The sequence below is a fragment of the Neobacillus sp. DY30 genome (assembly GCF_030123065.1).
GTDB lineage: Bacteria > Bacillota > Bacilli > Bacillales > Cytobacillaceae > Neobacillus.
On the sequence record NZ_CP126093.1, the window covers coordinates 4,615,537 to 4,638,636 of the forward strand.

24 protein-coding genes and 1 other annotated feature are annotated in these 23,100 nt (G+C 38.9%); of the genes, 2 read left to right on the plus strand and 22 right to left on the minus strand.

Features of this window, described 5'->3' with window-relative positions:
* Positions 1-7 precede the first annotated feature (7 nt).
* A complete protein-coding gene (locus QNH29_RS22880; protein WP_283861596.1) occupies positions 8-646 on the minus strand; it encodes a class I SAM-dependent DNA methyltransferase in 639 nt (212 codons plus the stop codon).
* A 152-nt stretch (positions 647-798) separates the two neighbouring features.
* On the opposite strand from QNH29_RS22880, the gene QNH29_RS22885 reads away from it, so the two are divergent.
* The gene (locus QNH29_RS22885; RefSeq protein WP_283865725.1) at positions 799-1,005 is read left to right on the plus strand and encodes a DUF2536 family protein; all 207 of its coding nucleotides are present in this window, start codon (positions 799-801) and stop codon (positions 1,003-1,005) included.
* 31 nt (positions 1,006-1,036) lie between these two features.
* Here QNH29_RS22885 and QNH29_RS22890 read toward each other — a convergent pair whose 3' ends face one another.
* The 21 genes from QNH29_RS22890 to cymR all read right to left on the minus strand — a co-directional run bounded on the left by QNH29_RS22890 (position 1,037) and on the right by cymR (position 21,665).
* Positions 1,037-1,702 (minus strand): YrrS family protein, encoded by a 666-nt coding sequence (locus QNH29_RS22890; protein WP_283861597.1) that lies wholly within the window; start codon positions 1,700-1,702, stop codon positions 1,037-1,039.
* A gap of 104 nt (positions 1,703-1,806) precedes the next feature.
* The gene (locus QNH29_RS22895; protein WP_283861598.1) at positions 1,807-3,573 is read right to left on the minus strand and encodes a peptidoglycan D,D-transpeptidase FtsI family protein; all 1,767 of its coding nucleotides are present in this window, start codon (positions 3,571-3,573) and stop codon (positions 1,807-1,809) included.
* Positions 3,574-3,639: 66 nt separating this feature from the next.
* Positions 3,640-4,116, minus strand: a complete 477-nt coding sequence (greA, locus tag QNH29_RS22900; RefSeq protein WP_283861599.1) for a transcription elongation factor GreA — start codon at positions 4,114-4,116, stop codon at positions 3,640-3,642.
* Positions 4,117-4,277: 161 nt separating this feature from the next.
* Complete coding sequence (gene udk / locus QNH29_RS22905; RefSeq protein ID WP_283861600.1) at positions 4,278-4,913, minus strand: uridine kinase; 636 nt, start codon at positions 4,911-4,913, stop codon at positions 4,278-4,280.
* A gap of 1 nt (position 4,914) precedes the next feature.
* Complete coding sequence (locus QNH29_RS22910) at positions 4,915-6,186, minus strand: peptidase U32 family protein (RefSeq protein ID WP_283861601.1); 1,272 nt, start codon at positions 6,184-6,186, stop codon at positions 4,915-4,917.
* Positions 6,187-6,203: 17 nt separating this feature from the next.
* Positions 6,204-7,133 carry a peptidase U32 family protein gene (locus QNH29_RS22915; protein ID WP_283861602.1) on the minus strand — a complete coding sequence of 310 codons (930 nt, stop codon included), beginning with the start codon at positions 7,131-7,133 and terminating at the stop codon, positions 6,204-6,206.
* A gap of 6 nt (positions 7,134-7,139) precedes the next feature.
* Positions 7,140-7,781, minus strand: a complete 642-nt coding sequence (locus tag QNH29_RS22920; RefSeq protein ID WP_283861603.1) for an O-methyltransferase — start codon at positions 7,779-7,781, stop codon at positions 7,140-7,142.
* A gap of 161 nt (positions 7,782-7,942) precedes the next feature.
* Positions 7,943-9,076: an endolytic transglycosylase MltG gene (gene mltG / locus QNH29_RS22925; RefSeq protein ID WP_283861604.1), complete on the minus strand. Its 1,134-nt coding sequence runs from the start codon at positions 9,074-9,076 to the stop codon at positions 7,943-7,945.
* 313 nt (positions 9,077-9,389) lie between these two features.
* Positions 9,390-9,680, minus strand: a complete 291-nt coding sequence (locus tag QNH29_RS22930; RefSeq protein ID WP_045517819.1) for a DUF1292 domain-containing protein — start codon at positions 9,678-9,680, stop codon at positions 9,390-9,392.
* A 12-nt stretch (positions 9,681-9,692) separates the two neighbouring features.
* On the minus strand, positions 9,693-10,109 hold the full coding sequence (gene ruvX, locus QNH29_RS22935) for a Holliday junction resolvase RuvX (protein WP_283861605.1): 417 nt from the start codon (positions 10,107-10,109) through the stop codon (positions 9,693-9,695).
* A gap of 3 nt (positions 10,110-10,112) precedes the next feature.
* Positions 10,113-10,379, minus strand: coding sequence for an IreB family regulatory phosphoprotein (locus QNH29_RS22940; protein ID WP_063251385.1), 267 nt, complete (start codon positions 10,377-10,379; stop codon positions 10,113-10,115).
* 84 nt (positions 10,380-10,463) lie between these two features.
* The gene (alaS, locus tag QNH29_RS22945) at positions 10,464-13,097 is read right to left on the minus strand and encodes an alanine--tRNA ligase (RefSeq protein ID WP_283861606.1); all 2,634 of its coding nucleotides are present in this window, start codon (positions 13,095-13,097) and stop codon (positions 10,464-10,466) included.
* Positions 13,098-13,151: 54 nt separating this feature from the next.
* Positions 13,152-13,369 (minus strand) — a binding site (T-box leader).
* A gap of 45 nt (positions 13,370-13,414) precedes the next feature.
* On the minus strand, positions 13,415-14,500 hold the full coding sequence (locus QNH29_RS22950) for an AI-2E family transporter (RefSeq protein WP_283861607.1): 1,086 nt from the start codon (positions 14,498-14,500) through the stop codon (positions 13,415-13,417).
* Positions 14,501-14,593: 93 nt separating this feature from the next.
* Positions 14,594-14,728: a YrzQ family protein gene (locus tag QNH29_RS22955; protein WP_283861608.1), complete on the minus strand. Its 135-nt coding sequence runs from the start codon at positions 14,726-14,728 to the stop codon at positions 14,594-14,596.
* A 77-nt stretch (positions 14,729-14,805) separates the two neighbouring features.
* The gene (locus tag QNH29_RS22960; RefSeq protein ID WP_192649969.1) at positions 14,806-14,997 is read right to left on the minus strand and encodes a YrzR-like zinc ribbon domain; all 192 of its coding nucleotides are present in this window, start codon (positions 14,995-14,997) and stop codon (positions 14,806-14,808) included.
* Between the two features lie 12 nt (positions 14,998-15,009).
* The gene (locus QNH29_RS22965) at positions 15,010-15,525 is read right to left on the minus strand and encodes a PRC-barrel domain-containing protein (RefSeq protein ID WP_349654869.1); all 516 of its coding nucleotides are present in this window, start codon (positions 15,523-15,525) and stop codon (positions 15,010-15,012) included.
* The gene (gene recD2, locus QNH29_RS22970) at positions 15,518-17,929 is read right to left on the minus strand and encodes an SF1B family DNA helicase RecD2 (RefSeq protein WP_283861609.1); all 2,412 of its coding nucleotides are present in this window, start codon (positions 17,927-17,929) and stop codon (positions 15,518-15,520) included. Before recD2 ends, QNH29_RS22965 begins: the two co-directional genes overlap by 8 nt.
* 34 nt (positions 17,930-17,963) lie before the next feature.
* Positions 17,964-18,617, minus strand: coding sequence for a tetratricopeptide repeat protein (locus QNH29_RS22975; RefSeq protein ID WP_283861610.1), 654 nt, complete (start codon positions 18,615-18,617; stop codon positions 17,964-17,966).
* 286 nt (positions 18,618-18,903) lie between these two features.
* A complete protein-coding gene (mnmA, locus tag QNH29_RS22980) occupies positions 18,904-20,022 on the minus strand; it encodes a tRNA 2-thiouridine(34) synthase MnmA (RefSeq protein ID WP_283861611.1) in 1,119 nt (372 codons plus the stop codon).
* A gap of 36 nt (positions 20,023-20,058) precedes the next feature.
* A complete protein-coding gene (locus QNH29_RS22985) occupies positions 20,059-21,201 on the minus strand; it encodes a cysteine desulfurase family protein (RefSeq protein ID WP_283861612.1) in 1,143 nt (380 codons plus the stop codon).
* A gap of 44 nt (positions 21,202-21,245) precedes the next feature.
* On the minus strand, positions 21,246-21,665 hold the full coding sequence (gene cymR / locus QNH29_RS22990; protein WP_283861613.1) for a cysteine metabolism transcriptional regulator CymR: 420 nt from the start codon (positions 21,663-21,665) through the stop codon (positions 21,246-21,248).
* Between the two features lie 150 nt (positions 21,666-21,815).
* On the opposite strand from cymR, the gene QNH29_RS22995 reads away from it, so the two are divergent.
* Positions 21,816-23,087, plus strand: a complete 1,272-nt coding sequence (locus tag QNH29_RS22995; protein WP_283861614.1) for a replication-associated recombination protein A — start codon at positions 21,816-21,818, stop codon at positions 23,085-23,087.
* Positions 23,088-23,100 lie beyond the last annotated feature (13 nt).

Below are 23,100 nucleotides of genomic sequence, written 5' to 3' on the forward strand. Positions count from 1 at the left end.
CTCTCTCTTATTGTTTTTCTCCTTCCATTAACCAGACAAATTCATTACAGCGCCTAAATAGAACAGTAAATCCACTTTTATTTAATATAGTTCTTAAAATAGGAATGGTTGTATAATATTCTGTTTCCAAATCTTTTGCCAGGTTATGAAAGCCTTGTTCCCTTGCTTTTACGATTGCATTATTATAATCTTCCACTGTTTCAAACATCGTATCCGCAAACACTATTCTACCACCTTTTGAAAGCAGCTTTCCATATTTGGCAATTGCTTCTTCCTTTTCCTTATCCGTCAAATGATGGAATGCATATGTGGAGACAATGGTATTAACATTCATTATCTTAGGAAAATGAAGAAAATCACCATCAAATATTATTGCATTTAGTCCTAGCTTTGCAGCTGCGATTTCCCTCATTTGAGTTGAGGGCTCAATACCAATGACATTTAAACCATTAACAAGCAATTTTTTTGTCAAATTACCAGTCCCAACACCAAACTCAACCACGTTTCCCATTGATTGAACTGCGACATCTTCTAATATATGCTCATACCCTGCAAACACAGCTTTATATTCACGATTATTTCCGCCAACACTTTCATCATATGAATCAGCCCACTGTTCGAAAATATCCAAGAATTCCAGACCCAAGCATGTAACCTCCTAACATTCTTACAATTCCTATTTGTATACTATGAATTAAACACAAACTTGCTATCATATTTTCCACTGATATTGAAATATTCATTGATTCCAAGGTTAGGAATTACTAAAATATACATAAAGAAGGGATGATTCACATGATGAATTTTAAACTTGATTTTATCGAGGATAAAGTAGAATTTTTTGACGCAACAGATCTTAAAGTTCTAGAAAAAAAAATTGAGGCAAAAATTGAAGAAAACAAAGCGATTCTATTAGGAGTTCATTCAGTCTCCCATCAAATGTATGCCAACGAAAAGGGGCAGACATACTTTACTGCAGTGGTTCACTTCAAACGAAAAAAATAGGATGGAAAGCCCATCCTATTTTTTTACTGTGCTATTGAATTGCAGAGAGCTCTTCGACCTTTACAGGCTTCCATCCTTCACCATCAACCCATTCAAGATAAACGTTGTATTTTTGCGTCTTATCTTTAGAGGCAACAGTACTAAACGATCCAGTACCTGTTGTTTTATCTCGCCCTAACCAATAAACCGTCATATTGCTTTGCTCTAGACCTGTAGCATAAGAAATAGCCTTTAGCATTTCCTGCCAATCCACTGAAGAGCTATCATACACAGGTGTATGTTCACCCGTTTGTACTGTACCTACAGGTTTCCATGCAGGGTTCTCAATGGTTCTAGCTACATTAGAAGAACCATCACCTTCAGTGATTATTGCTTGTGATTCATCTGCTTGTTCAGGTGCAGAGGCTTCTTCACTTTCTTCATCAGCGCTTTCCTCTGAATCAGTGTCTTTCTCTTTATCTTCCACTGCTGTTTTATCTTCAGTATTTTTATCCTCTTTTTCAGAGGCTTTATTAGCTTCTGTTTTTGTTTGTTCCTCTTTAGGAGACGTTTTATCGTCACCTGATAAAAAAATAGTGTAGGCTACAAAGAAAATGAGAGCTAGCACAATAGCAATAAGACTATTCAAGATGAGGTTCGTTTTCTTTCTTTTAGCCCGATAAGTAGAACGTGAGCCGGATTGGAAATCGTTACTCATAAAATATCCCTCCAAATAGAAAAGCGGAAGCGCCGCTAAACAATTAATATGGCTGTGAACATTCTAACATGAATTGAAAATAACTTGAAGGATTTTCACTTAAGTTAATCTTTTTGTCCTTCTTTGTCATGTTCATGTAACATTTTAACCATATCGGCAAAGAGTAAATTAACGCCGCCCTCTGTATCAAGAACATCCAAGTTAACGGTAACAAGTGCGTATTTAGGATTTTGATAAGGGAAATAACCTGCGAACCACTTATTATGAAGTTGTTTATCCCCCTGGTATTTTCCTGTTTCCGCGGTACCCGATTTTCCTGCAACTTCATATGGAAGGTCTTTAAACCATCTTCCGGTCCCGTTTGGATTAACAACTACCTCCCTTAACAACTTCTGTAGTTTCATTGCGGTATAGGGAGAAATAGTGTCACCGGTTAACTCCTTTTCTTCAAAGTTAACCATGGTGGTACCGTTTTTGTACTCTATTTTTGAAGCAGTTCGGACCATCTCTTTTTTCCCTCCCCTTGCAATTGCAGCCATCATATTGGCCACGGCTATTGGGGTGGCACGGACCTCGTGTTGACCTATCCCTGACATGGCAGCAAAGTTAGGGTCTTTTTTTGCCTCATCATTTAAAAATACTCTTCCAATATCCTCATCGACAAGCTGTTTAAAATTATTGGTGTGGTAGACTTCACCCTTCCAGCCAACAGTGCCTGTTAACGACAGTTTCTCAGCATATTCTTCAAGCAGATTCTTATCTTTTTTTTGAAGTTCCTTTGCCAGCTCTCCGAAAGTTCGGTTACAGCTTCTCGCAAAACTGTCAGTGAATGAGAGCATACCATAATTATATTTTAATTCGGGCTCCCCATTTATTTTTATACTGCAATTAAATAACCGAGCCGGGTCATCTAGGTTTTGATCAATGGCCGCTGCAGCAACCACAGTTTTAAAAATTGATCCCATGATTTCCTGCTTCAACATTCGATTTGTAATCCCTGAACCATTATAAGGGTCGTTTGGATCGATAATTGGCCGGGAAACTGATGCCAGAACACTATTGCTTTCGATATCCAGGAGCACTAACCCGCCCTTTTTTATACCGTGCTGCTCTACAAGCTCCTCAGCCTTTTGCTGCAGGTTTTTATCGATCGTTGTTCTAACATTTACTGGATAAAAAGGATTAGCCGGATCAACATATTTTACATTAATCCCAAACAAAGGGGCTCCATCCCCATCTACATGATATACAAGTTTCGATTTTCCTTCAGGAAGCAAAAACTCATCAAAACTCTCTTCCAGACCAGAAACACCGATCAAGGTTTTCTCGGAGAGCTCTTTATTCGGGTAACGCTTTTTTAATTCTTTTGCATTTTCTCCTGTTAAACCAATTAATTGTTCTGCAGGAATTTCAGAACGTTCAAATTTCTTTTCAATGGCAAATACACCTGGAATCTCTAGTTTATTGATTCTTTCCATTTGAGAAGGTGTTAATTCCAAAGGTTGTGGTTCACCATAGGCAAACGGCTTTTTTGCATTTTCCAATGCCTTATTTAAGCTTTCTTCAGATATTCCAGAAATAGTTGAGACCGTTTTACTGTCCCAAGTCATATTTTTTAAAAAAGGAAATAGAACTAGAACCGGTACTTTTTTATGCGTAAGTAAATCACCATTGCGATCAAGAAAATTACCCCGGCCGTTATCGATCACCAATTCTTGTGTTCTTTGTTGAACACTTTCTTCCAATAAATTTACATTATGTTTTGAAAAGGTTTCTGTTTGGACGAGCTGTATTTGGACTAATCGAGCTATAAGAACTAACAGGCCAGCAATACAGAAGATGAGTAAACCTTTAATCCGTCTGCGTATCATAAAAAAACACCTCGTCAAAAGTTTTGACGAGGTGTTCTCATTTCAAACATATCAATAAAAATTTGATTACTTAATGGAAATGATTCTAACGCTCATTTCGCCGCCTGGTGTTTGGACAGATACTTGATCGCCGACCTTTTTACCAATTAAGCTTTTTGCTATAGGTGAATCATTAGAAATTTTACCTTCAAAAGGATCAGCCTCTGCACTGCCAACGATTGTATACGTTTCCTCGTCACCATCAGGAAGTTCAACAAATGTAACAGATCTGCCTAATGTTACAGAATCACTTACCATAACGCCTTCTTCAATAATTTTAGCATTACGAATCATGTTCTCTAAAGTTGTAATACGGCCTTCTACAAATGCTTGTTCTTCTTTTGCGGAATCATATTCAGAGTTTTCAGATAAGTCTCCAAAACTTCTAGCGATTTTAATTCTTTCAACAACTTCTTTACGTTTAACTGATTTTAAATGTTCAAGCTCCTGAATCAGTTTGTCTTTACCTGCCTGTGTCATTGGAAATACTTTTTCGATTGCCAAAACTTCTCACTCCTTCTAGTCTTCACAATCCCCCATAGATTGTGTTGGATAATGTTATGTAGGTATCACGCAAATACATAGGAGCGCGTCCTCTCAAAAGGGCGCGCAACTTGTATTCATCCAATATGGATTCATTTTAAACTAATCTTTACGCTATTGTTTCATAAAAATGACTTTTGTTCAAGAATTGTTTGAATTTTTGTGACCATTAAATCAATCGCCACATGATTTTGCCCGCCTTCAGGGATAATGACATCCGCATATCTCTTAGTCGGCTCAATAAATTGGTTATGCATAGGACGAACAACATTCGTATACTGTTCGATAACAGAGTCCAAGGTGCGTCCACGTTCTTTAATATCGCGTGATAACCTTCGAATGATTCTAATATCCGCATCCGTATCCACATATAGCTTGATGTCCATCAAGTTTCTCAACCGCTCATCCTCAAGAACAAGTATACCTTCTAAAATAATAACATCTTTCGGTTCAACTTCAATAACTTCTTTTGAACGGGTATGAAGTGAATAATCGTAAACAGGTTTATCAATTGGCTCATACTGTAAAAGCTTTTGAAGATGTTCTATAAGCAAATCATTATCAAATGCCAGTGGGTGATCATAATTCGTCTTTAAGCGTTCCTCGAATGGTAAATCACTTTGGTCTTTATAATAAAAATCCTGTTGAATCATCGTAATAGAGTGACCTTTAAAGCTTTCATAGATAGCTTTGGTAACACTCGTTTTCCCAGAGCCGGAACCCCCGGCAACTCCAATAACAACCGGTTTGCGCATCAACCTAGTTCTCCTTTCGCATCATGTTGTTAGGGTAAACCGGTTTGTCCAATTTGAATTGTACAATCTGAAGCGGATGTCTCGCAGCATCCAGTTCGTTACCTTTTTCATCCCAGATTTTATCAATCACATGTGTAAAATTTTGAATTTCCGGACCAAAGAACTCGACTTCCTGACCCGGTTTAAAGTGGTTTCGCTGCTGAAGGGTAACCATTTGGGTTTCTTCGTTATAATCCAACACAAGACCAACAAATTCAAACTTTGTCTTGTTGCTATGATTACCAAACATTTGCTCTTTATACCCAGGAACTCCTTCAAAAAATGCTGGTGCCGTTTCACGATTTGCACATTTGTCTAACTCTTCCAGCCACTCAGTTTTAATAACAAAGTTATCTGGATCTGCACAATAGGCGTCAATCACTTTTCGATATACACTTACCACCGTTGCGATATAGTGAATGGATTTCATACGACCTTCGATTTTTAAACTATCAATGCCAAGCTCAATCATTTGTGGAATCGCTTGGATAAGATTAAGATCTTTTGGGCTCATTGCAAACGGAGCGTCATTATCACTATAAAGCGGCACTTCTGATGTGTTGCCCTCGAGTTGATATAAATCATAATCCCAGCGGCATGACTGACAGCATCCGCCTCGGTTAGAATCTCTTGCGGTCATATGATTACTTAATGTACAACGTCCAGAATAAGCGATACACATTGCACCATGAATAAAGATCTCAATTTCTACATCGACCTTTTCTTTCATTTCTCTAATTTCTTCTGCACTTGCCTCACGTGCTAAAACGACACGTTCCGCACCACTTTCCTTCCAAAACTGAGCGGTTTTCCAGTTTGTTATAGATTGCTGCGTACTAATGTGTATCTCAATTTCCGGAGCAAGTCTGCGGCAAGTTTCAATAATTAATGGATCTGCAACGATGATTCCAGCAATCCCGGTTTCTTTTAACCCAAGGATATACTCTTCTAATCCATCAATATTTTCGTTGTGAGCAAAAATATTCGTTGTAACATATATCCTCGCTCCATATTTTTTAGCAAATTCCACGCCTTCTTTCATTTCTTCAAATGTAAAGTTATCAGCGTTTGAACGTAAACCATATTCCTGACCGCCAATAAATACGGCGTCAGCCCCATATTGAACTGCTATTTTTAATTTTTCGAGATTTCCTGCTGGCGCAAGGAGTTCTGGTTTTTTCACAATCACACGTTTTCCATCGATAACTTCAGAAATCTTATCTTTAACTGTATTCATGAATGAACTCCTCCTTTTTAATAAACTGTTTCCTTGAAGAAGAATCCTGTATCCAGCTTACGGTTTGCTGGCTGAACTTCTTCAATCGCTTCTAATAACTCGTCCTTTTTGTCCTCATATAAATCTGGGTCCTTAAAGTATAAGTCAATGGCTTCACGATATGCCTTTGTTACTGCAATAAGATATTCAGAAGACTTTAAGATTCCATCGATTTTAAACGAATCCACACCTGCTTCAAGCATTTCTTGAAGCTCGTCGATAATACAGATGTCATTCGGACTCATAATATGTGTTCCGTTCTCATCTTCAAAGATTGGATATTTATTTTCTCTTTCTTTATCGTGCAAGAACATATTTTTCTCCATCTTGCGATTTTCAATTTCCATTACTTTCCCTTGGTACTCATAGTAGTTACCTAAAAGGGATCGTTTTGATTGGAACATACAGCTCATTCCATGTACCTGAACTTCTATTTCCACTTCAGCATTTTCTTTTATTTCTACAATTGCGTCCATATTAATTTCGCGAGCAAGAACAGCCCTTTTCGCACCCTTCTTACCCCAATAATTACATGAGAACCAATTGGTCCCAAGTGTTTCAGTACTCCAATGAAGCTTCATAGTTGGAGCCACTTCACGAGCAGTCATTAAGACCGCAGGGTCGCCAAAAATAATCGCATCTGCATTTGAATCTGCAACAAATTTAATATAGTCACTCAATTCATCTATTTTTTCATTATGGAAAATAGCATTGACAGCGACATAGACTTTTTTACCTTGTCCATGTGCTAACTCTATAGCTTGTTTTACCTGTTCACGGTTGAATTCCCCTGCTAAGCGTAATCCATATCTCTGTTCACCGACCACAAATGCGTCAGCGCCCGCTTCAGCTAATGGTAAAATATCATCCACCGATAATGGCGTTACAAGTAATTCGGTTTTTTTCAATTTCACTCACCTCTTCTTTTTACTAATGGCGATCCCATCCCCAACAGGAAGAATGACAGTATGAAAATCAGGGTGATTCATTAGCCATTGGTTGAAACCATCTATTTTCTTAACAAGATTCCGAATCCTTTTTGATTCAATCTCTGATTCTGCTACTAGTCCTTTAAATAAGACATTATCCGTAATAATCATGCCGTTATCACTCAGGTATTTTGAGTACATTTCAAAGAACTTTTGGTATTGACCCTTTGCTGCGTCGACAAAAATGGCATCGTATGGTGCTTGTCCGCTGACAATTTCCTCGACTTCAAGGGCGTCACCTTTAATCAATAAGATCTGCTTGCCATGCTTCGAACGACTCATATATTCTTCAGCACACTGAATTCTTTCCAAATCTCTTTCTATCGTAACAATTGACGCATTTGGCAGAGCCTCAGCCATTCGTAATGCCGAATATCCAATTGCCGTACCTACCTCAAGAATCTTTTTCGAGTCCTGAATTCTTAAAAGTTGCAGCAATGCTTCGATTCCTGCCAGCTCCATAATCGGGACTTTATTTTCTATCGCGTAGTTTTCCATTTCGATAAACAATGGTTCACGATTTGGAATAAGTTTCTCAATATAAGAATGCAGTTTATCATTCAACAAACTGCCATCACCTGCCCTTAAAAAGCATTACCCATAAATGGTTCTTTAGACATGAAAAAATAGCGTTCAAAGAAACGCTATTATTAATTCGTAAAACACTTGAACTATTTTATCACAAATGAGGAGGAAAGAAAACTGTTCCTCCTCGTTATTGGTTTTTATTATTGATTCGTAATATGTTCTGCTTTTGCAGCATTGTGCTCATCTAGTGTGTTGGTAAAAATTACTTCTCCCTTTGCTGTCGCAAGGAAATATAAATGTTTTGTGTCAGCCGGATTTACTGCTGCATCAAGAGAATCTTTACCTGCATTTGCAATTGGACCTGGAGGAAGCCCTTTATGTTTATAAGTATTATAAGGGGAATCCACTTCTAGATCCTCGTATAATACTCTCTCTTTATGTTTTCCTTGTGCATAGAGTACAGTAGGATCTGTTTGTAAAGGCATATCTTGCTCGATTCGATTATAGAAAACACTTGAGATTTTTTTTCGGTCGGCCTTCTGTGTTGCCTCTTCTTCAATTAATGACGACATGGTCAACAATTGGTGTACTGTTAGTTCCTCATTACTAGATTCCTCTAAGTAGGGTGTGATCACTTTCTGGGTTTGGTCCAACATCGTAACTACCATTTCTTCAATGGTTGGATTCGGTTTATAGAATGGATAGGTTGCTGGGAACAGGTATCCTTCTAGTGGATATTTAATGTTTGGATTTAAAATATCTGTCGTTAGTAAAGCTGGATATTTCCCCATTAATGTTTGGATGAATGTTCGATTATTTAATTGATTAAAAACTTCATCTTCCGGCAAGTTTACTGCCTTAGCCATAATTTGTGCTATTTCTTTTAATTGTTTACCTTCTGGAATCGTTAATTGAAATGCAGCCTGCTGCAGTACTTTACCTGTTTTTAAGCGATTAATAATTTCTGGTATCTCCATAGAGGGACTTAGTTCGTATTCCCCCGCCATAAAACCTGCTTCATTTTTAAATTTCACATAGTATTTAAAGACTTTCGCATTTTTAATGATCCCACTAGCTTCTAACCTTTCAGATATACCAGTAACAGATGAGCCAATCGGTATTTCTACCTTTTTTTGAACCTTGCTGTCCTTGTCAACGGGTTCAAGTGCTGACTTGATGTATAGGTAACCCCCGCCGCCTATAAAAATAAGTATTAAAAGGGTCACAATTGTAATTGTTAAAACAATCCTACGAACAATTCTTGCTTCACTTTGATGCTCAAGCATTTTTTTTCGAATTACTTCTTTTTTCGAGTGTGTCTCTTCTGATGACATTTTATTGCCCCTCCCGTAAGCCCGTTAAACATGTATCTTTTAAACTTCTTTTTTAACATTTAGGAATTGCGTATCAGTAATATTTCAGCATATACAGCGAAAAATGTCAATTTTTCACGAAAAGCGGAAGCGCCTTGACCAGGGGCGACAGGCATAAGACAAGCCGGTGGGAAGGTTGCTCTTTAACCTTTCCGGCGGCTTGTCTTATGACCCCGAGCCCCTAGGCGCTGGAGCTAGACAATCCGAAAATCGGAAGCGTTTTCATGAAACAATGAAAAAAGCGACCCTTCGTCAGGATCGCCTTTTTATCATATTATTCTTCGTCTTCTTGTTCATCAAAGAAGGTATTGAGCATTTCTTCTACCATATCCCATTCTTCTTCGGTTTCGATAGGAATTAATTCCCCTTCGCCGTCTTCATCATTAGGATTGAACGCATACGCATGAATTTCAGGACCTTCTTCATCATCTTCTACTCCGCCTACTTGTTGAAACAACACATAAGACTTGCCAAAATCCTCTGATTCAAATGTAAAAAGTACTTCACATAATTGTTCATTACCTTTTTCATCTACAATTGTAATTTGATTTTCACCGTGTTCCATAACTTCACCTCATTAATTTTTGCTATCCAAATAGCCTTGTAGAATCATCGAAGCTGCCATCTTATCAATAACCTTTTTACGCTTTTTACGGCTGACATCCGCTTCAAGCAAGACTCGTTCAGCTGCCATTGTCGTTAAACGCTCGTCCCATAAAATGGTTGAAACTGAAAACTGGTTCTCAATTTCCTCTGCGTATCGCTTGCTGGCTTCACCTCTAGGTCCAATAGTGCCATTCATATTCTTTGGCAAACCGATAACCACTTGACTAATTCCATACTCTTTTATTATTTGACCAATTTCGTCAAAACCAAACTTATTTTTTTCTTCGTCAATTTTTAGGGTTTTGAGGCCCTGTGCAGTCCAGCCCAGTTCATCACTTATAGCAATACCGACTGTCTTAGAGCCTACATCTAATCCCATAATTCGCATGTCTTAACCCTCACGTCGTTGTTTTAAATAGGATTTAACCAATTCTTCAATGATTTCATCCCGCTCGAGTTTACGAATAATATTCCGTGCGTCACGATGACGTGGAATATAAGCAGGGTCTCCGGACAGTAAATATCCGACAATTTGATTAATTGGATTATATCCTTTTTCTTGCAGGGCTTCATGAACTTGAAAAAGAACATCATTTACGTCATGTTCAAAAGGCTCTTCAGGAAAATTAAATCGCATCGTTTTATCAAATGAGCTCATTACACGCACCTCGCATTTATGGTAGAGGAGATACCTACCAATATTACCTATTTTATCTTCATTTTACACTACTTTGACTCATTATCAAATTGATTTTACCCATTCATCCACGAATTGCAGGGCAGATTCGAGTTTTTCAGGGTCTTTACCGCCTGCTTGAGCCATATCCGGGCGGCCTCCCCCTCCTCCACCGCATCTTGTTGCGACTTCTTTAATTAATTTACCGGCATGATATCCTTTGTCAATTAAATCCTTCGTCACAGCTGCAATTAAATTAACTTTCCCTTCATTTACGCTTCCAAGGAGAATAACAGCTGAACCGATTTTTTGTTTCAAATCATCAGCCATATTCCTTAAATTATTCATATCAGAAGCTTGGACTTTTGCAACTAATACGGTAACACCGTCAATTTGCTTTGCCTTGGATACAAGGTTACCTGCTTCAATATTTCCTAACTTTGCTGCAAGTGACTCGTTTTCCCGTTGAAGTTGTTTGATCTCAGACATTAAGACGTCGATACGATTTACTACCTCTTTAGGATTGGTTTTTAATTTTTCCGCTGCGTCCTTTAATAAAGCTACCTGGTCATTCATCAATTGATAAGCTGATTCACCGGTAACGGCTTCAATTCTCCTTGTACCGGCACCAATACCGCCTTCGGAGACGATTTTAAACAGCCCAATAACAGAAGTATTCGGAACGTGACAACCGCCGCATAGCTCTAAGCTATAATCCCCTACTTTAACAACGCGAACGATATCTCCATATTTTTCACCGAAAAGCGCCATAGCACCCATCGACTTTGCTTCAGCGATTGGCTTTAAGCTAATATCCACTTCGATATTCTTCCAGATTTTTTCGTTAACGATTTTTTCAATTTGTTCCAATTCCTCAGGTTTTACTTGACCAAAATGCGAGAAATCAAAACGAAGACGGTCTGGTTCTACAAGTGAACCTGCTTGATTAACATGCGTTCCCAAAACATCTTTTAATGCTTGGTGAAGCAAGTGAGTAGCAGTATGATTTTTTATAATTTGAACTCGATTATCTTGATGAACAGTTGCTGTCACTTTTGCATTGGTCTTTAATATTCCTGAATCAACTACTGCTTGATGAAGATTTTGGCCATTTGGAGCCTTTTGTACATCCTTCACGCTAACCGAAACATCTGCTGCCTGAATGATACCGCGGTCTGCAATTTGCCCGCCGCTTTCTGCATAAAATGGCGTAACATCAAGTATTAACTGTACCTCATCTCCGCTGAATGCCTCGTCAACTAATTCACCATTTCTAATAATTGCCACAACGGTCGAATTCGTTTCAAGCTGATCATAGCCAACAAATTGACTTTCAACAACGATGTCACCAAGTACACCGCCTTGAACCTGCATACTGCCAACATCTTGACGCGCAGAACGAGCACGCTCCCGCTGTAATTCCATTTCTGTTTCAAACCCAGCATGATCTACCTTCATGCCCTCTTCTTCTGCATATTCTTCTGTAAGTTCAACAGGGAAACCATAGGTATCATAAAGACGGAAAACATCGCTTCCAGAGATTATATCGCTTCCTTTTTCCTTCTCTTTCTTAATGACATTACCTAGTATGGATAATCCTTCGTGTAATGTTTCATGGAAACGTTCTTCTTCATTTTTAATGACTTTCTGAATAAATTCCGTTTTGTCTTTTACCTCTGGGTAAAAATCATGCATAATTTCGCCTACTACAGGAACTAGTTCATACATGAACGGGCGGTTGATATTAATTTGTTTTGCATAACGAACCGCACGGCGCAGTAAACGGCGTAATACATACCCACGTCCTTCATTCGAAGGCAGTGCTCCATCACCAACAGCGAAAGCCACTGTACGAATATGGTCAGCAATTACCTTAAATGCTGTATCCTTTTCTTTTTCCACGCCATATTTTACACCCGAAATTTCTTCTGTCGCTCTGATAATTGGAATAAACAAATCTGTATCAAAGTTAGTTGGTACATTTTGAACAACGGAAGCCATTCTTTCTAGACCCATTCCAGTATCAATGTTCTTCTTTGGCAGAGGTGTATAGGTATTATCCGGGTTATGATTAAATTGTGAAAATACTAGATTCCAAACCTCTAGATAACGTTCATTTTCACCGCCTGGATATAATTCCGGATCTGTCGGGTCATCACCGTACTCCGGACCACGGTCATAGAAGATTTCAGTATTAGGTCCGCTTGGTCCTTCACCAATGTCCCAGAAGTTCCCTTCAAGGCGAATAATTCGTTCCTCAGGAATACCGATCTTTTTATTCCAAATTTCGAAAGCTTCATTGTCCTCAGGGTGAATCGTAACGGAGAGCAGTTCAGGGTCCCACCCAATCCATTTTTTATCGGTTAAAAATTCCCATGCCCAATGGATTGCTTCTTCTTTGAAATATTCACCAATGGAGAAGTTCCCAAGCATTTCGAAAAAAGTATGATGTCGTGCTGTTTTGCCTACATTTTCAATATCATTTGTACGGATGGATTTTTGTGCATTTGTAATTCTTGGATTATCAGGAATGACACGTCCATCGAAGTATTTTTTTAATGTAGCAACTCCACTATTAATCCATAACAACGATGGATCATCATGAGGAACAAGCGACGCACTTGGTTCTACAGCATGCCCTTTTTCCTGAAAAAAGTCTAAATACATTTTACGGATTTCAGAACCAGTTAAGAATCTCATATTATTTTTCCCCTCCTATTAATATAAAAAAGAACACAAAAAAGCCCTCATCCCTGCAGGGACGAGAGCTAACTCGCGGTACCACCCTGATTATGAACACAAAACTCACGTGCTCATCTCTCAAATAATGCCTTAACGCGGCAATGACGGCAGTGGTTAGCTGCACTCCAGACTAGCTTTCTGTTATCCTTCATCTAGAGCTTCTCCCAGCCAAGGAAGCTCCTCTCTTAAAGATGGACTATAACATACTTAGGGTCCTTCAACATGTTAATCCAAAATATTCTATAAACGGATTATAGCTACAGAAAAAACGTTTGTCAATCTGATGGTGACGGATTGTTCACTTTTCCTCGGACAAAGTGATTTTTAGCGTGCAGAATGCTTACTTTCAGGACAACCAAAACAGGGACTGCTACAATCATCCCAATGATTCCCCCTATTTCCCCCCCTGCCGTTAATGCAATCATAATCATTAACGGGTGCATATGCAGACTTTTTCCAACAATGTAGGGAGAAAGAATATTCCCTTCTAAGAATTGCAATACAAAAACGATTGCAACTGTAACAATGGCTAACTTAAATGAGCTTGTCGCTGCAATGAATACGGCTGGAATAGCTCCTATTATTGGACCAAAATATGGGATGACGTTTGTGACACCAATAATAATTCCTAACAGTAAAGGATATTTTAAATGAAAAATCCAAAATAGAATTGCCGATAGACTCCCAATAATGAAACAGACAAGAAGCTGGCCTCTAATGTAGCTTCCGAGTGATTCATCGATATCCTTCAAAAATTTCGTTCCTTTTCTGCGCCATTGTTTAGGAGTGATATACCAAACAGCTCTTTTTATGACCGTGAAATCCTTTAACATATAAAATGCAATAAAAGGGATGATCATTATCGCAAATGCAAAATTTAAAATGTTTAACAAGGAATCCACGATAACATTAAGGAGGGAATCTAATTTCTTTTCAAAACCTATGATCCCTTCATTGATTTGTCCTTGAAGTCCATCTGGCCATTCACGTGTATGTGATTGAAGTTCCTTTATCCAGCTTCGGTATTGCTCAGCTAAAATCGGAGCACTTTCTGCTAGGTCCCTTACTTGTGAAATAAAAGCAGGGATCCCTTTGTATATGGCTAAACCAATACCGCCGAAAAATAGAAAATAGATTAAAAAAATTGCCAGTCCCCTGTGCAAACCCTTTTCATGGAGCTTTTCAATGATAGGATGGAGCAAATAGGTGATAAAACCTCCTATAAAGAAAGGGAGGATGATCACAAAAGCTACTCTTACGATCGGCAGCCAGAAAAAACGAATTTTTAAAAATACATAAATAGCGATGAGCAAAAGAAGCAAAAAACCGATTCGATAAAACCATTTAACCCGAATTTCCACCGATACATGCCTCCTTTTCTACTTTATTTTTGGAGTCAAATACCGGATTTATACATACAGCAAAAATCCCCCTCAAGATGAGGGGGATCATATTTAGAATAAAGCACGTTTTACTTTTCTTTGCATTCGTTTCATTTGACGGCCAGAAATCATGTTGTTTCTTTGCGCAATATTATAGGCTGCCATTCCAACACCCAATGCAACAACGGAAGTCATTACTTTATTCATACGTCTCACCTCTTCTGTAGTTTGACAGTGCTTCGTACTTCGAAACTGTCTACCTTCAGTCACTAAGTGCTTCCACTTCAAATGGTGTAACGACGCTCTTCTTCTTCAAACAAGTCATCTAAGGAACTGAGTGTACCATCTTCTTCGACTTGATGGGTATTGATTATGCCTTTGGCAAGAGACAATTCAATAAAACAATTCCAGCAATAATATTGGTTTATTCCAATTTTGCCGATATCCTTGCTCTGACAATTGGGACACTTGAACATGAAAAGAACACCTCACGTATGATTAACGTCTACGATGATGGCATCCTTTCCGATCGCAGGGGGCTTTTCGGATTGTATGATCTGTTTCCCTTCCGTTATATCCGAAAAGAAACCATCCGTAATTTCGTACCCTACGATTGTGCCCAATTCCTCATGAAAATATACATCCTCTAACAATCCTAGTGACTCTCCGCTTTTTGAAATTAGCATTTTTCCATTGAGAGAGTGCTGATGGTTAAGGGTATATTCCGGACTTGTTTTTAAACGCCCCAGTGAATCTTCATCTTCAATCATAACCCCATCCCAGCCGAAAGATGAAACATCTTGAATATCCAGAAAGCAGGTTTGTTTGAAGAACACGCCTTTCTTAACCATTAGGCCTTTGACTACCCCATCATTTGTGATGCATAAGTCTGTAACTTCGCCAATCTTTGAACCCGTTTTCGATTCAAACACAGGCTGCCCTTTTAATAAAGCAAATGTTCGCAGAGTGCCCCACCTCCTATGAACATTTATAGTTTCAGTCATTTACCATAAAATCATAAGGTGTAACGTTTTCCATCCCAATCATTGGGTTAACCTGCATTAATAATTCCTCTGCAGATAATGTTGTTTCGTCAACAGGCAGTTCTTCATCAGGTACTTTGACTGCAATCATTTCTTGGAGTTTTTGAGATAATGTCGTTTGCCTGCTTTGTTCATCAGCTCTTTCAACACCCATCCTAAGTGCGTCCTCTTCGCCACATAAGATTAGTGACTGCTTACTCCTCGTGATCGCTGTATAGATGAGGTTTCTTCTCAACATTCGAAAATAACTTCTTGTAATAGGGAGAATGACGATAGGAAATTCACTGCCCTGAGATTTATGTACGGAGCAGCAATAGGCATGCGTAATTTGATTCAAATCCTGTCGTGTATATTCGACTTCATTGCCTTCGAAGGAAATATAGACCATATCTTGTTTTTCCGTATTTTCTTTTGCATAGATAATTGAAATGATTTCTCCAATATCTCCGTTAAAGACATTGCTTTCCGGCTGGTTTACAAGTTGAAGTACTTTATCACCAATACGGTATTTTACTTCACCAAATGCAAGTTCCTTCCGTGTACCATCAGGATTTGGATTGAAAATTTCTTGTAATAAAACATTTAACCGATCAATCCCCGCTGGACCTCTGTACATTGGTGCTAACACTTGAATATCCTTTGCAGAATAACCTTTACTCTTCGCATTTAGTGCAACCTTTTCAATCACTTGAGGAATCTGAGCGGTTGAACATTTGATAAAGGATCGGTCATCCTGCTTCATAGTAACGTTCGCTGGCAAAAATCCTTTTTTTATATCATGTGCTAATTCAATAATAGAGGAACCTTCTGCCTGACGATAAATATCCGTTAATCTTACCGTCGGGACAACCTCTGATCTCAATAAATCCTTAAGTACTTGACCTGGTCCAACAGACGGGAGCTGATCCTCATCACCGACGAGAATGACTTGAATGGTATCTGGCAGTGCCTTAAACAATTGATTTGCTAACCAAATGTCAAGCATGGATGTCTCATCGACAATGAGAATCTTCCCTTCAAGAGGGCTACCCTCATCGTGATCATATCCTTCTGTCCCGTTTAAGCCTAGTAAGCGATGAATCGTTACAGCAGGTAGTCCGGTTGATTCACTCATCCTTTTTGCTGCTCTTCCTGTTGGGGCTGCAAGCAAAAAAGGAAAGGGTTCACCCTTTTTATGATAATCTTTAGGTTCCAACGAACAGCCGTGCAATTCTGCATAAAGCTCAACAATCCCTTTTATAACGGTTGTTTTACCGGTTCCAGGACCACCTGTAAGAATTAACATGGGAGACATTAACGCTGTTTGTATTGCTTCCCTTTGGGTTGGGGCATATTGTACCTTTAGTCTTTCCTCAAGATTTCCTAACGCCAGCAAAAATTCGGATTCAGGAAATTGATCTTTATATTGGGTTTGTTCTAGTATTTTTTTTATACTTGTTACTAACCCTTTTTCAGCAAAATATAAAGAAGGAAGATAGACGCGCTTTTCTTCCCCAACTATTTTTCCCTCTTCTTCGAGATTCAATATCTCTGTTGAAATATCGCTGAATTCAATTTGATCGCGTTTATTCTCTTCTAGCAAATTTTTAACCTGTATTAACAAATCCTCTGCATGAACATATACATGCCCAGTCTGCATGCTCTCGTTCTCTAGTGTATAAAAGCAGGCTGCTTTTATCCTGTCTGGGTGATTCCCTGAAATTCCAAGTTGATATCCCAGTTCGTCAGCCCGGCCAAATCCAATCCCCTCGATATCCTCTACGAGTTTATAGGGATTCTTTTGGATAATCTCCAGGGTTTCATCCTTATAGGTTTGATACATTCTCATTGAAAGCTGCGGTCCAAATCCATATTGATTTAAGGCAACCATTACCTGCTCCAAACCCTGGTGCTCCATCAAGGTATCATAGAGCATTTTTGCTTTATCCGGAGGAAGCTTCGGGACAGAATCAAGTAAGGAAGGCTGATTTAATATTTTTGAAATCGCATTTTCTCCTAATGTTTCGACTATGTTTTCTGCTGTTTTCTTCCCGATCCCTTTAAACATTTCACTTGATAAATAAGCTGCTACACCTTGCTTTGTTTGAGGAATATCTTTACGGAAGTGCTTTGTTTGAAATTGCATGCCAAACTTTGGATGGTCCTTAAACTCTCCAAAGAATATATAGGTTTCCTGTTCATGAATCTTAGGAAAATAGCCAGTGATCACGGCCTCTTTGTCTTCATATTCATGATTCGTTTCTTCGACACGTATTCTTAATACTGTGTAGAGATTTTGCTCATTATGAAAAATCGTAACAAGGTGTCTGCCTTTTACAAACTTTCCTTGCTCAGCAAATAAATCAAGTGAGCTTTGCTTATCCATGGGTGCTTCCTCCTTTCTATGTTTTGAGATAGGGTTATTTTGCTGATTCGATCAATTTTTTTGCATGTCCTGCTAATAAATGATCTGGTTGAATTTCGAGCGCTTTATTAAACATAGTTAATGCTTTATCTGCGTTTTCTTTAAAGGCATAAGATACTCCTAGGTTATAAAGGGCGTCTGTATGCTCTGGATCTAATAAAATACATTTTTCAAATTGAACAATGGCTTCGTCAATTATCTCTAATTGAGCTAGACATAATCCATATTGAAAGCGCGCTTCTGCATCTTCCTCATTGAGTTCAACACTTCTTTGTAAATAAGGCAGGGCAAATTTCCCTTGATCCATTTGCACAAGGGTCAGTCCTAACATGAAATAGTTATCACTGTTGTGAAGTCCTTTTTGCATCGCTTGTTCAAACATATTTTTAGCTTTGTCAAATTGATCGAGGCTGAAATAAATCGTACCAGCACTATAATAGGCTGCCGCTGTATTTTCATCCAGCTGAATGGCTTTTTCATAAAATTTTAATGCCTTCTCATCATCACCGACAGCTGAAAGTACATTTCCAAAATTTATGTAAGCAATTGGATCGGTCGGGTTTTCTTCGATGATTTCATTAAAGATTTTCGCGGCCTCTTCCCACTTGCCTTCTTGCATGTATTGTACACCTATTTGGTTTTTATCCATATTATCACTCCGTTCTACTTGAGAGTATATCATATTTGGTATTTTTTGATGAGTATTGGCGGGGGACAGCTAAAGATTTTGGTTGTTTAAATTGGAAATATTTGTTTAAATGTACAAAACGCCTTTAAAAGTGTACATAACTCTTGGAAAAATGTACAAAACCTAAAAAAAAAATGTACAAAACCCTCAGAAAATTGTACATAACTTCAGAAGTTTCATAAATGACCTATCAAATCAGCACGTAACAAGCAAAAAAACCCCGATTCCGGATGGAATCAGGGTTAGTTTATCCTACATATGTTAAACGTTGTCCATCTTTGTAAACTTCATCGATGGTCCCGCCGCCAAGACACTCGTCACCATTGTAAAATACAACCGCCTGACCTGGGGTTACTGCACGAAGCGGTTCATCAAAGATTACTTTAACCTTATTGTCGTCCATTAGCTGAACTGTTACTTTATTATCTTCCTGACGATAACGGAATTTTGCTGTACAGGTAAACTCTGCGGGCTTTTCCCGATTTGATACCCAGCTTACGTTATCTGCGATAATTGAGTCTGAATACAGTTTTTCATTATGGAAACCTTGTCCGACATAAAGGACATTTCTTTTTAAATCCTTGCCAATCGCAAACCACGGCTCACCTGATCCGCCAATTCCCAGCCCATGACGCTGGCCAATGGTATGGTACATTAAGCCTTCATGCTTTCCTTTAACTTCCCCATCCATTGTTTCCATGTTACCCGGCTGAGCTGGAAGGTACTGTCCAAGGAACTCTTTAAAGTTACGTTCACCGATAAAACAGATTCCGGTGCTGTCTTTTTTCGTCGCTGTTGCTAGATTAGCTTCCTTAGCAATTTCACGTACTCTAGATTTCTCAAGATTGCCGATTGGAAACATCACTTTGCTTAGCTGCTCTTGATTCAATTGATTCAAGAAATAAGTTTGGTCCTTATTTTCATCTTTACCCCGCAGCATTTTGTACTCGCCGTCACGATATTCTACTTGCGCATAATGACCTGTTGCAAGATAATCTGCACCTAAGTTCACCGCATGCTCAAGAAATGCTTTAAATTTAATTTCTTTATTACACATAACATCAGGATTCGGCGTCCTGCCTGCCTTGTATTCCTCAAGGAAATAAGTAAATACTTTATCCCAATATTGTTTTTCAAAATTAACTGCGTAATAAGGAATACCAATCTGATTGCATACACGAATAACATCATTGTAATCCTCTGTTGCGGTACAAAATCCAGTATCGTCGGTATCATCCCAGTTTTTCATGAAAATCCCGATGACATCATAGCCTTGCTGTTTCAACAACAATGCGGCGACAGAGGAGTCAACGCCACCCGACATACCGACAACCACTCGGATATCTTTTGGTTCTCTTTTTTCCATTGATTTCACCTCGCTTTATTAACAATTGCCGTGCATTTATTTTATCAGACGCGAAACTATTCTTGCCGTTTCTTCCGCTGCCTTAATGATTTGGTCTTCTGTCGTGTTAAAACCAAAGCTGAAGCGGATGGAATTGACCAATCGCTCTGATTCTTTACCAAACATGGCAACCAGGACATGTGAAGGTTCAATTGAACCTGCAGTGCATGCAGAACCACTTGAAACAGCTATACCAGCTAAATCAAGATTCACCAGCATCGCTTCCACGTTTGTTCCTGGAAAGCTTAAGTTTAATACATGGGGCATTGAATGTTCAAGTAATCCGTTTATGGAAAACTCTACATTTTTTTCAGTTAAGTGACCAATAAAGATATTCTTAAATCCTTGATACATTTCCCTTTTCACTAACCGTTCTTCAGAAGCGATTTTTACAGCTTCTTGGAAACCGACAATGGCTGCAACATTTTCCGTACCGGCACGTCTTTTTCGTTCCTGCTCTCCGCCATACGAATGAGGCACCAATTTAACCTTGTCACGAACATAGAGAAATCCTGACCCTTTTGGACCGCTAATTTTATGTGCCGAAACAGATAACAAATCTACATTCAGTTCTTCCACATTTATTTCTTCGATTCCATAGGCTTGGACAGCATCTGTGTGGAACACAGCCTGATGAGTTTTGAGGAACTCGCCAATTTCCTTAATTGGCTGAATGGTTCCAATTTCATTATTTCCATACATAATTGATACAAGGATAGTATCTTTCCTTAGAGCTGTACGGAGGTCATCAAGTGATATTACCCCTGTCTCATCGACAGGCAGGTAAGTTACTTCAAAGCCCAGTTTTTCTAGACGTTGGCAGGCATGGAGCACAGCATGGTGTTCTATTTGAGTGGTAATAATATGCTTACCTTTATGCTGATTTCTTTCAGCTGCACCAAATAGCGCCATATTATCTGCTTCTGTTCCGCCACTTGTAAAAATAATCTCATTTTCCTTAGCGCCAATGCTCCTAGCCAATGTTTCCCGTGCCAAATCTACATAATGCCGTGCTTCCCGTCCAAACGAATGAATGCTGGATGGATTACCAAAATTGTTGTTCATTACTTCCATCATTTTTTCAATTACCCTCGGGTGCATGGGAGTTGTAGCAGCATGGTCGAGATAGATTTTTTCCATCGTTCCACCTTCAATCAAAATAATTCTCTATTCTACTGTTTACATTAAATGTAAAACATATAACCGTCTGTTTCTGTATCGTTGCTATGACTGGCTAGATCTTCTAAGGTTGTATTGTCGAGAACAGATTTTATTGCATCGCGGATCCGAATCCAAAGCTCCCGCTGTGCAGGCTCTTCATCCTCGATTCCTTCCACAAGTGTAATCGGTCCTTCGAGTACACGTATAACATCACCAGCGGTAATTTTTGTTGGAGTATCAGCTAAGATATAACCACCGTAGGCACCGCGGATACTCTTCACTAATCCAGCATTTCTTAACGGAGCGATAAGCTGTTCAAGATAATGCTCGGATAAATCATTCGATTGGGCAATCGTTTTTAATGATGTCGGCCCTTCTCCTTGATTTTTAGCTAATTCAATCATAATTGTTAATCCATAGCGTCCTTTTGTCGAAATTCTCATTTTTCACACCTCTATTATTTTAAATTCAGTATAAATGCATAGTAATTTGATAGGCATTAGCAATTATATCATATTGTTCTTTAATATGCTTTTCGTTGAGAAAATGGTAGAGTTAAATGGAATTCATTTATTTAGTTGGAGAGATGAAGTATGCAGCAAAAGCCGCTGGCATTTCGAATGCGCCCTAGAACAATTGAAGAAATCGTCGGACAGCAGCACCTAGTGGCAGATGATAAAATTATTGCCCGAATGGTGAAAGCGAAACAACTGACATCTATGATTTTATATGGACCGCCTGGCATAGGAAAAACCTCGATTGCCAGTGCGATCGCCGGCAGCACAAAATATGCCTTCCGTACACTAAACGCCGTTACAAACAATAAAAAAGACATGGAAATCGTTGCAGCAGAGGCGAAAATGTCCGGAAAAGTCATTTTGCTCTTAGATGAAGTCCATCGACTTGATAAAGGAAAACAGGATTTTCTATTGCCTTTTTTAGAAAATGGGATGATAACATTAATCGGTGCAACAACGAGTAACCCCTACCACGCGATTAATCCTGCTATCCGCAGCCGCTGTCAAATATTTGAACTAAAACCGTTGTCTCCTGAGGAAATCAAACTAGCATTAATCCGTGCCATCGAGGACGAAGAACGCGGATACGGAAAGTTAAAGATAGATATTGCAGAAGAAGCACTTACTCATTTTGCGACCGCATCAAATGGGGATGTCCGCAGTTCGTTAAATGCACTAGAACTTGCCGTCCTTTCGACCGACAAAGATGAGAAAGAAGTCATCCACATCGATATTAAAACGGCCGAGGAATGCATGCAAAAGAAAAGTTATGGCTCGGATAAAGATGGAGATGGTCATTATGATGTACTCTCCGCATTTCAAAAATCAATTCGCGGAAGTGATGTGAATGCGGCCCTGCATTATCTTGGAAGATTAATAGAAGCGGGCGATCTTCAAAGTATTAGCAGAAGGTTACTTGTCATCGCCTACGAAGATGTTGGACTAGCCAGCCCACAGGCAGGGGCACGTACACTAGCCGCGATTGAAACTTCGGAAAGAATTGGTTTTCCTGAAGCCAGAATTCCTTTGGCTAATGCCGTAATTGAGCTATGTTTATCGCCGAAGTCCAACTCAGCCGTCATAGCCATCAGTGAAGCAATCTCCGATATCCAAAAGGGAAATATTGGTGAGGTCCCTGATCATTTGCGTGACGCTCACTATAAAGGGGCACAAGAGCTGGGAAGAGGAATTGGATATTTATATCCTCACGATTATGAATCCGGATGGGTACCTCAGCAATATCTTCCAAATAAATTAAAGAACAAGAAATATTATCAGCCTAAGAAAACTGGTAAATTTGAGCAGGCACTCGCAAGCGTGTATGAAAAATTAACGCGTAAAAAATAACCTCTAGGGACTT

What these genes read in the sequence shown, in the direction of transcription:
- QNH29_RS22885 (WP_283865725.1), top strand. Translation starts at nt 799, where the DNA reads ATGAATTTTAAACTTGATTTTATCGAGGATAAAGTAGAATTTTTTGAC.
- QNH29_RS22890 (WP_283861597.1), bottom strand. Translation starts at nt 1,702, where the DNA reads ATGAGTAACGATTTCCAATCCGGCTCACGTTCTACTTATCGGGCTAAA.
- QNH29_RS22895 (WP_283861598.1), bottom strand. Translation starts at nt 3,573, where the DNA reads ATGATACGCAGACGGATTAAAGGTTTACTCATCTTCTGTATTGCTGGC.
- QNH29_RS22910 (WP_283861601.1), bottom strand. Translation starts at nt 6,186, where the DNA reads ATGAATACAGTTAAAGATAAGATTTCTGAAGTTATCGATGGAAAACGT.
- mltG (WP_283861604.1), bottom strand. Translation starts at nt 9,076, where the DNA reads ATGTCATCAGAAGAGACACACTCGAAAAAAGAAGTAATTCGAAAAAAA.
- QNH29_RS22930 (WP_045517819.1), bottom strand. Translation starts at nt 9,680, where the DNA reads ATGGAACACGGTGAAAATCAAATTACAATTGTAGATGAAAAAGGTAAT.
- ruvX (WP_283861605.1), bottom strand. Translation starts at nt 10,109, where the DNA reads ATGCGAATTATGGGATTAGATGTAGGCTCTAAGACAGTCGGTATTGCT.
- QNH29_RS22940 (WP_063251385.1), bottom strand. Translation starts at nt 10,379, where the DNA reads ATGAGCTCATTTGATAAAACGATGCGATTTAATTTTCCTGAAGAGCCT.
- alaS (WP_283861606.1), bottom strand. Translation starts at nt 13,097, where the DNA reads ATGAGATTCTTAACTGGTTCTGAAATCCGTAAAATGTATTTAGACTTT.
- QNH29_RS22955 (WP_283861608.1), bottom strand. Translation starts at nt 14,728, where the DNA reads ATGAATAAAGTAATGACTTCCGTTGTTGCATTGGGTGTTGGAATGGCA.
- QNH29_RS22960 (WP_192649969.1), bottom strand. Translation starts at nt 14,997, where the DNA reads ATGTTCAAGTGTCCCAATTGTCAGAGCAAGGATATCGGCAAAATTGGA.
- QNH29_RS22965 (WP_349654869.1), bottom strand. Translation starts at nt 15,525, where the DNA reads ATGACTGAAACTATAAATGTTCATAGGAGGTGGGGCACTCTGCGAACA.
- recD2 (WP_283861609.1), bottom strand. Translation starts at nt 17,929, where the DNA reads ATGGATAAGCAAAGCTCACTTGATTTATTTGCTGAGCAAGGAAAGTTT.
- QNH29_RS22975 (WP_283861610.1), bottom strand. Translation starts at nt 18,617, where the DNA reads ATGGATAAAAACCAAATAGGTGTACAATACATGCAAGAAGGCAAGTGG.
- mnmA (WP_283861611.1), bottom strand. Translation starts at nt 20,022, where the DNA reads ATGGAAAAAAGAGAACCAAAAGATATCCGAGTGGTTGTCGGTATGTCG.
- QNH29_RS22985 (WP_283861612.1), bottom strand. Translation starts at nt 21,201, where the DNA reads ATGGAAAAAATCTATCTCGACCATGCTGCTACAACTCCCATGCACCCG.
- cymR (WP_283861613.1), bottom strand. Translation starts at nt 21,665, where the DNA reads ATGAGAATTTCGACAAAAGGACGCTATGGATTAACAATTATGATTGAA.
- QNH29_RS22995 (WP_283861614.1), top strand. Translation starts at nt 21,816, where the DNA reads ATGCAGCAAAAGCCGCTGGCATTTCGAATGCGCCCTAGAACAATTGAA.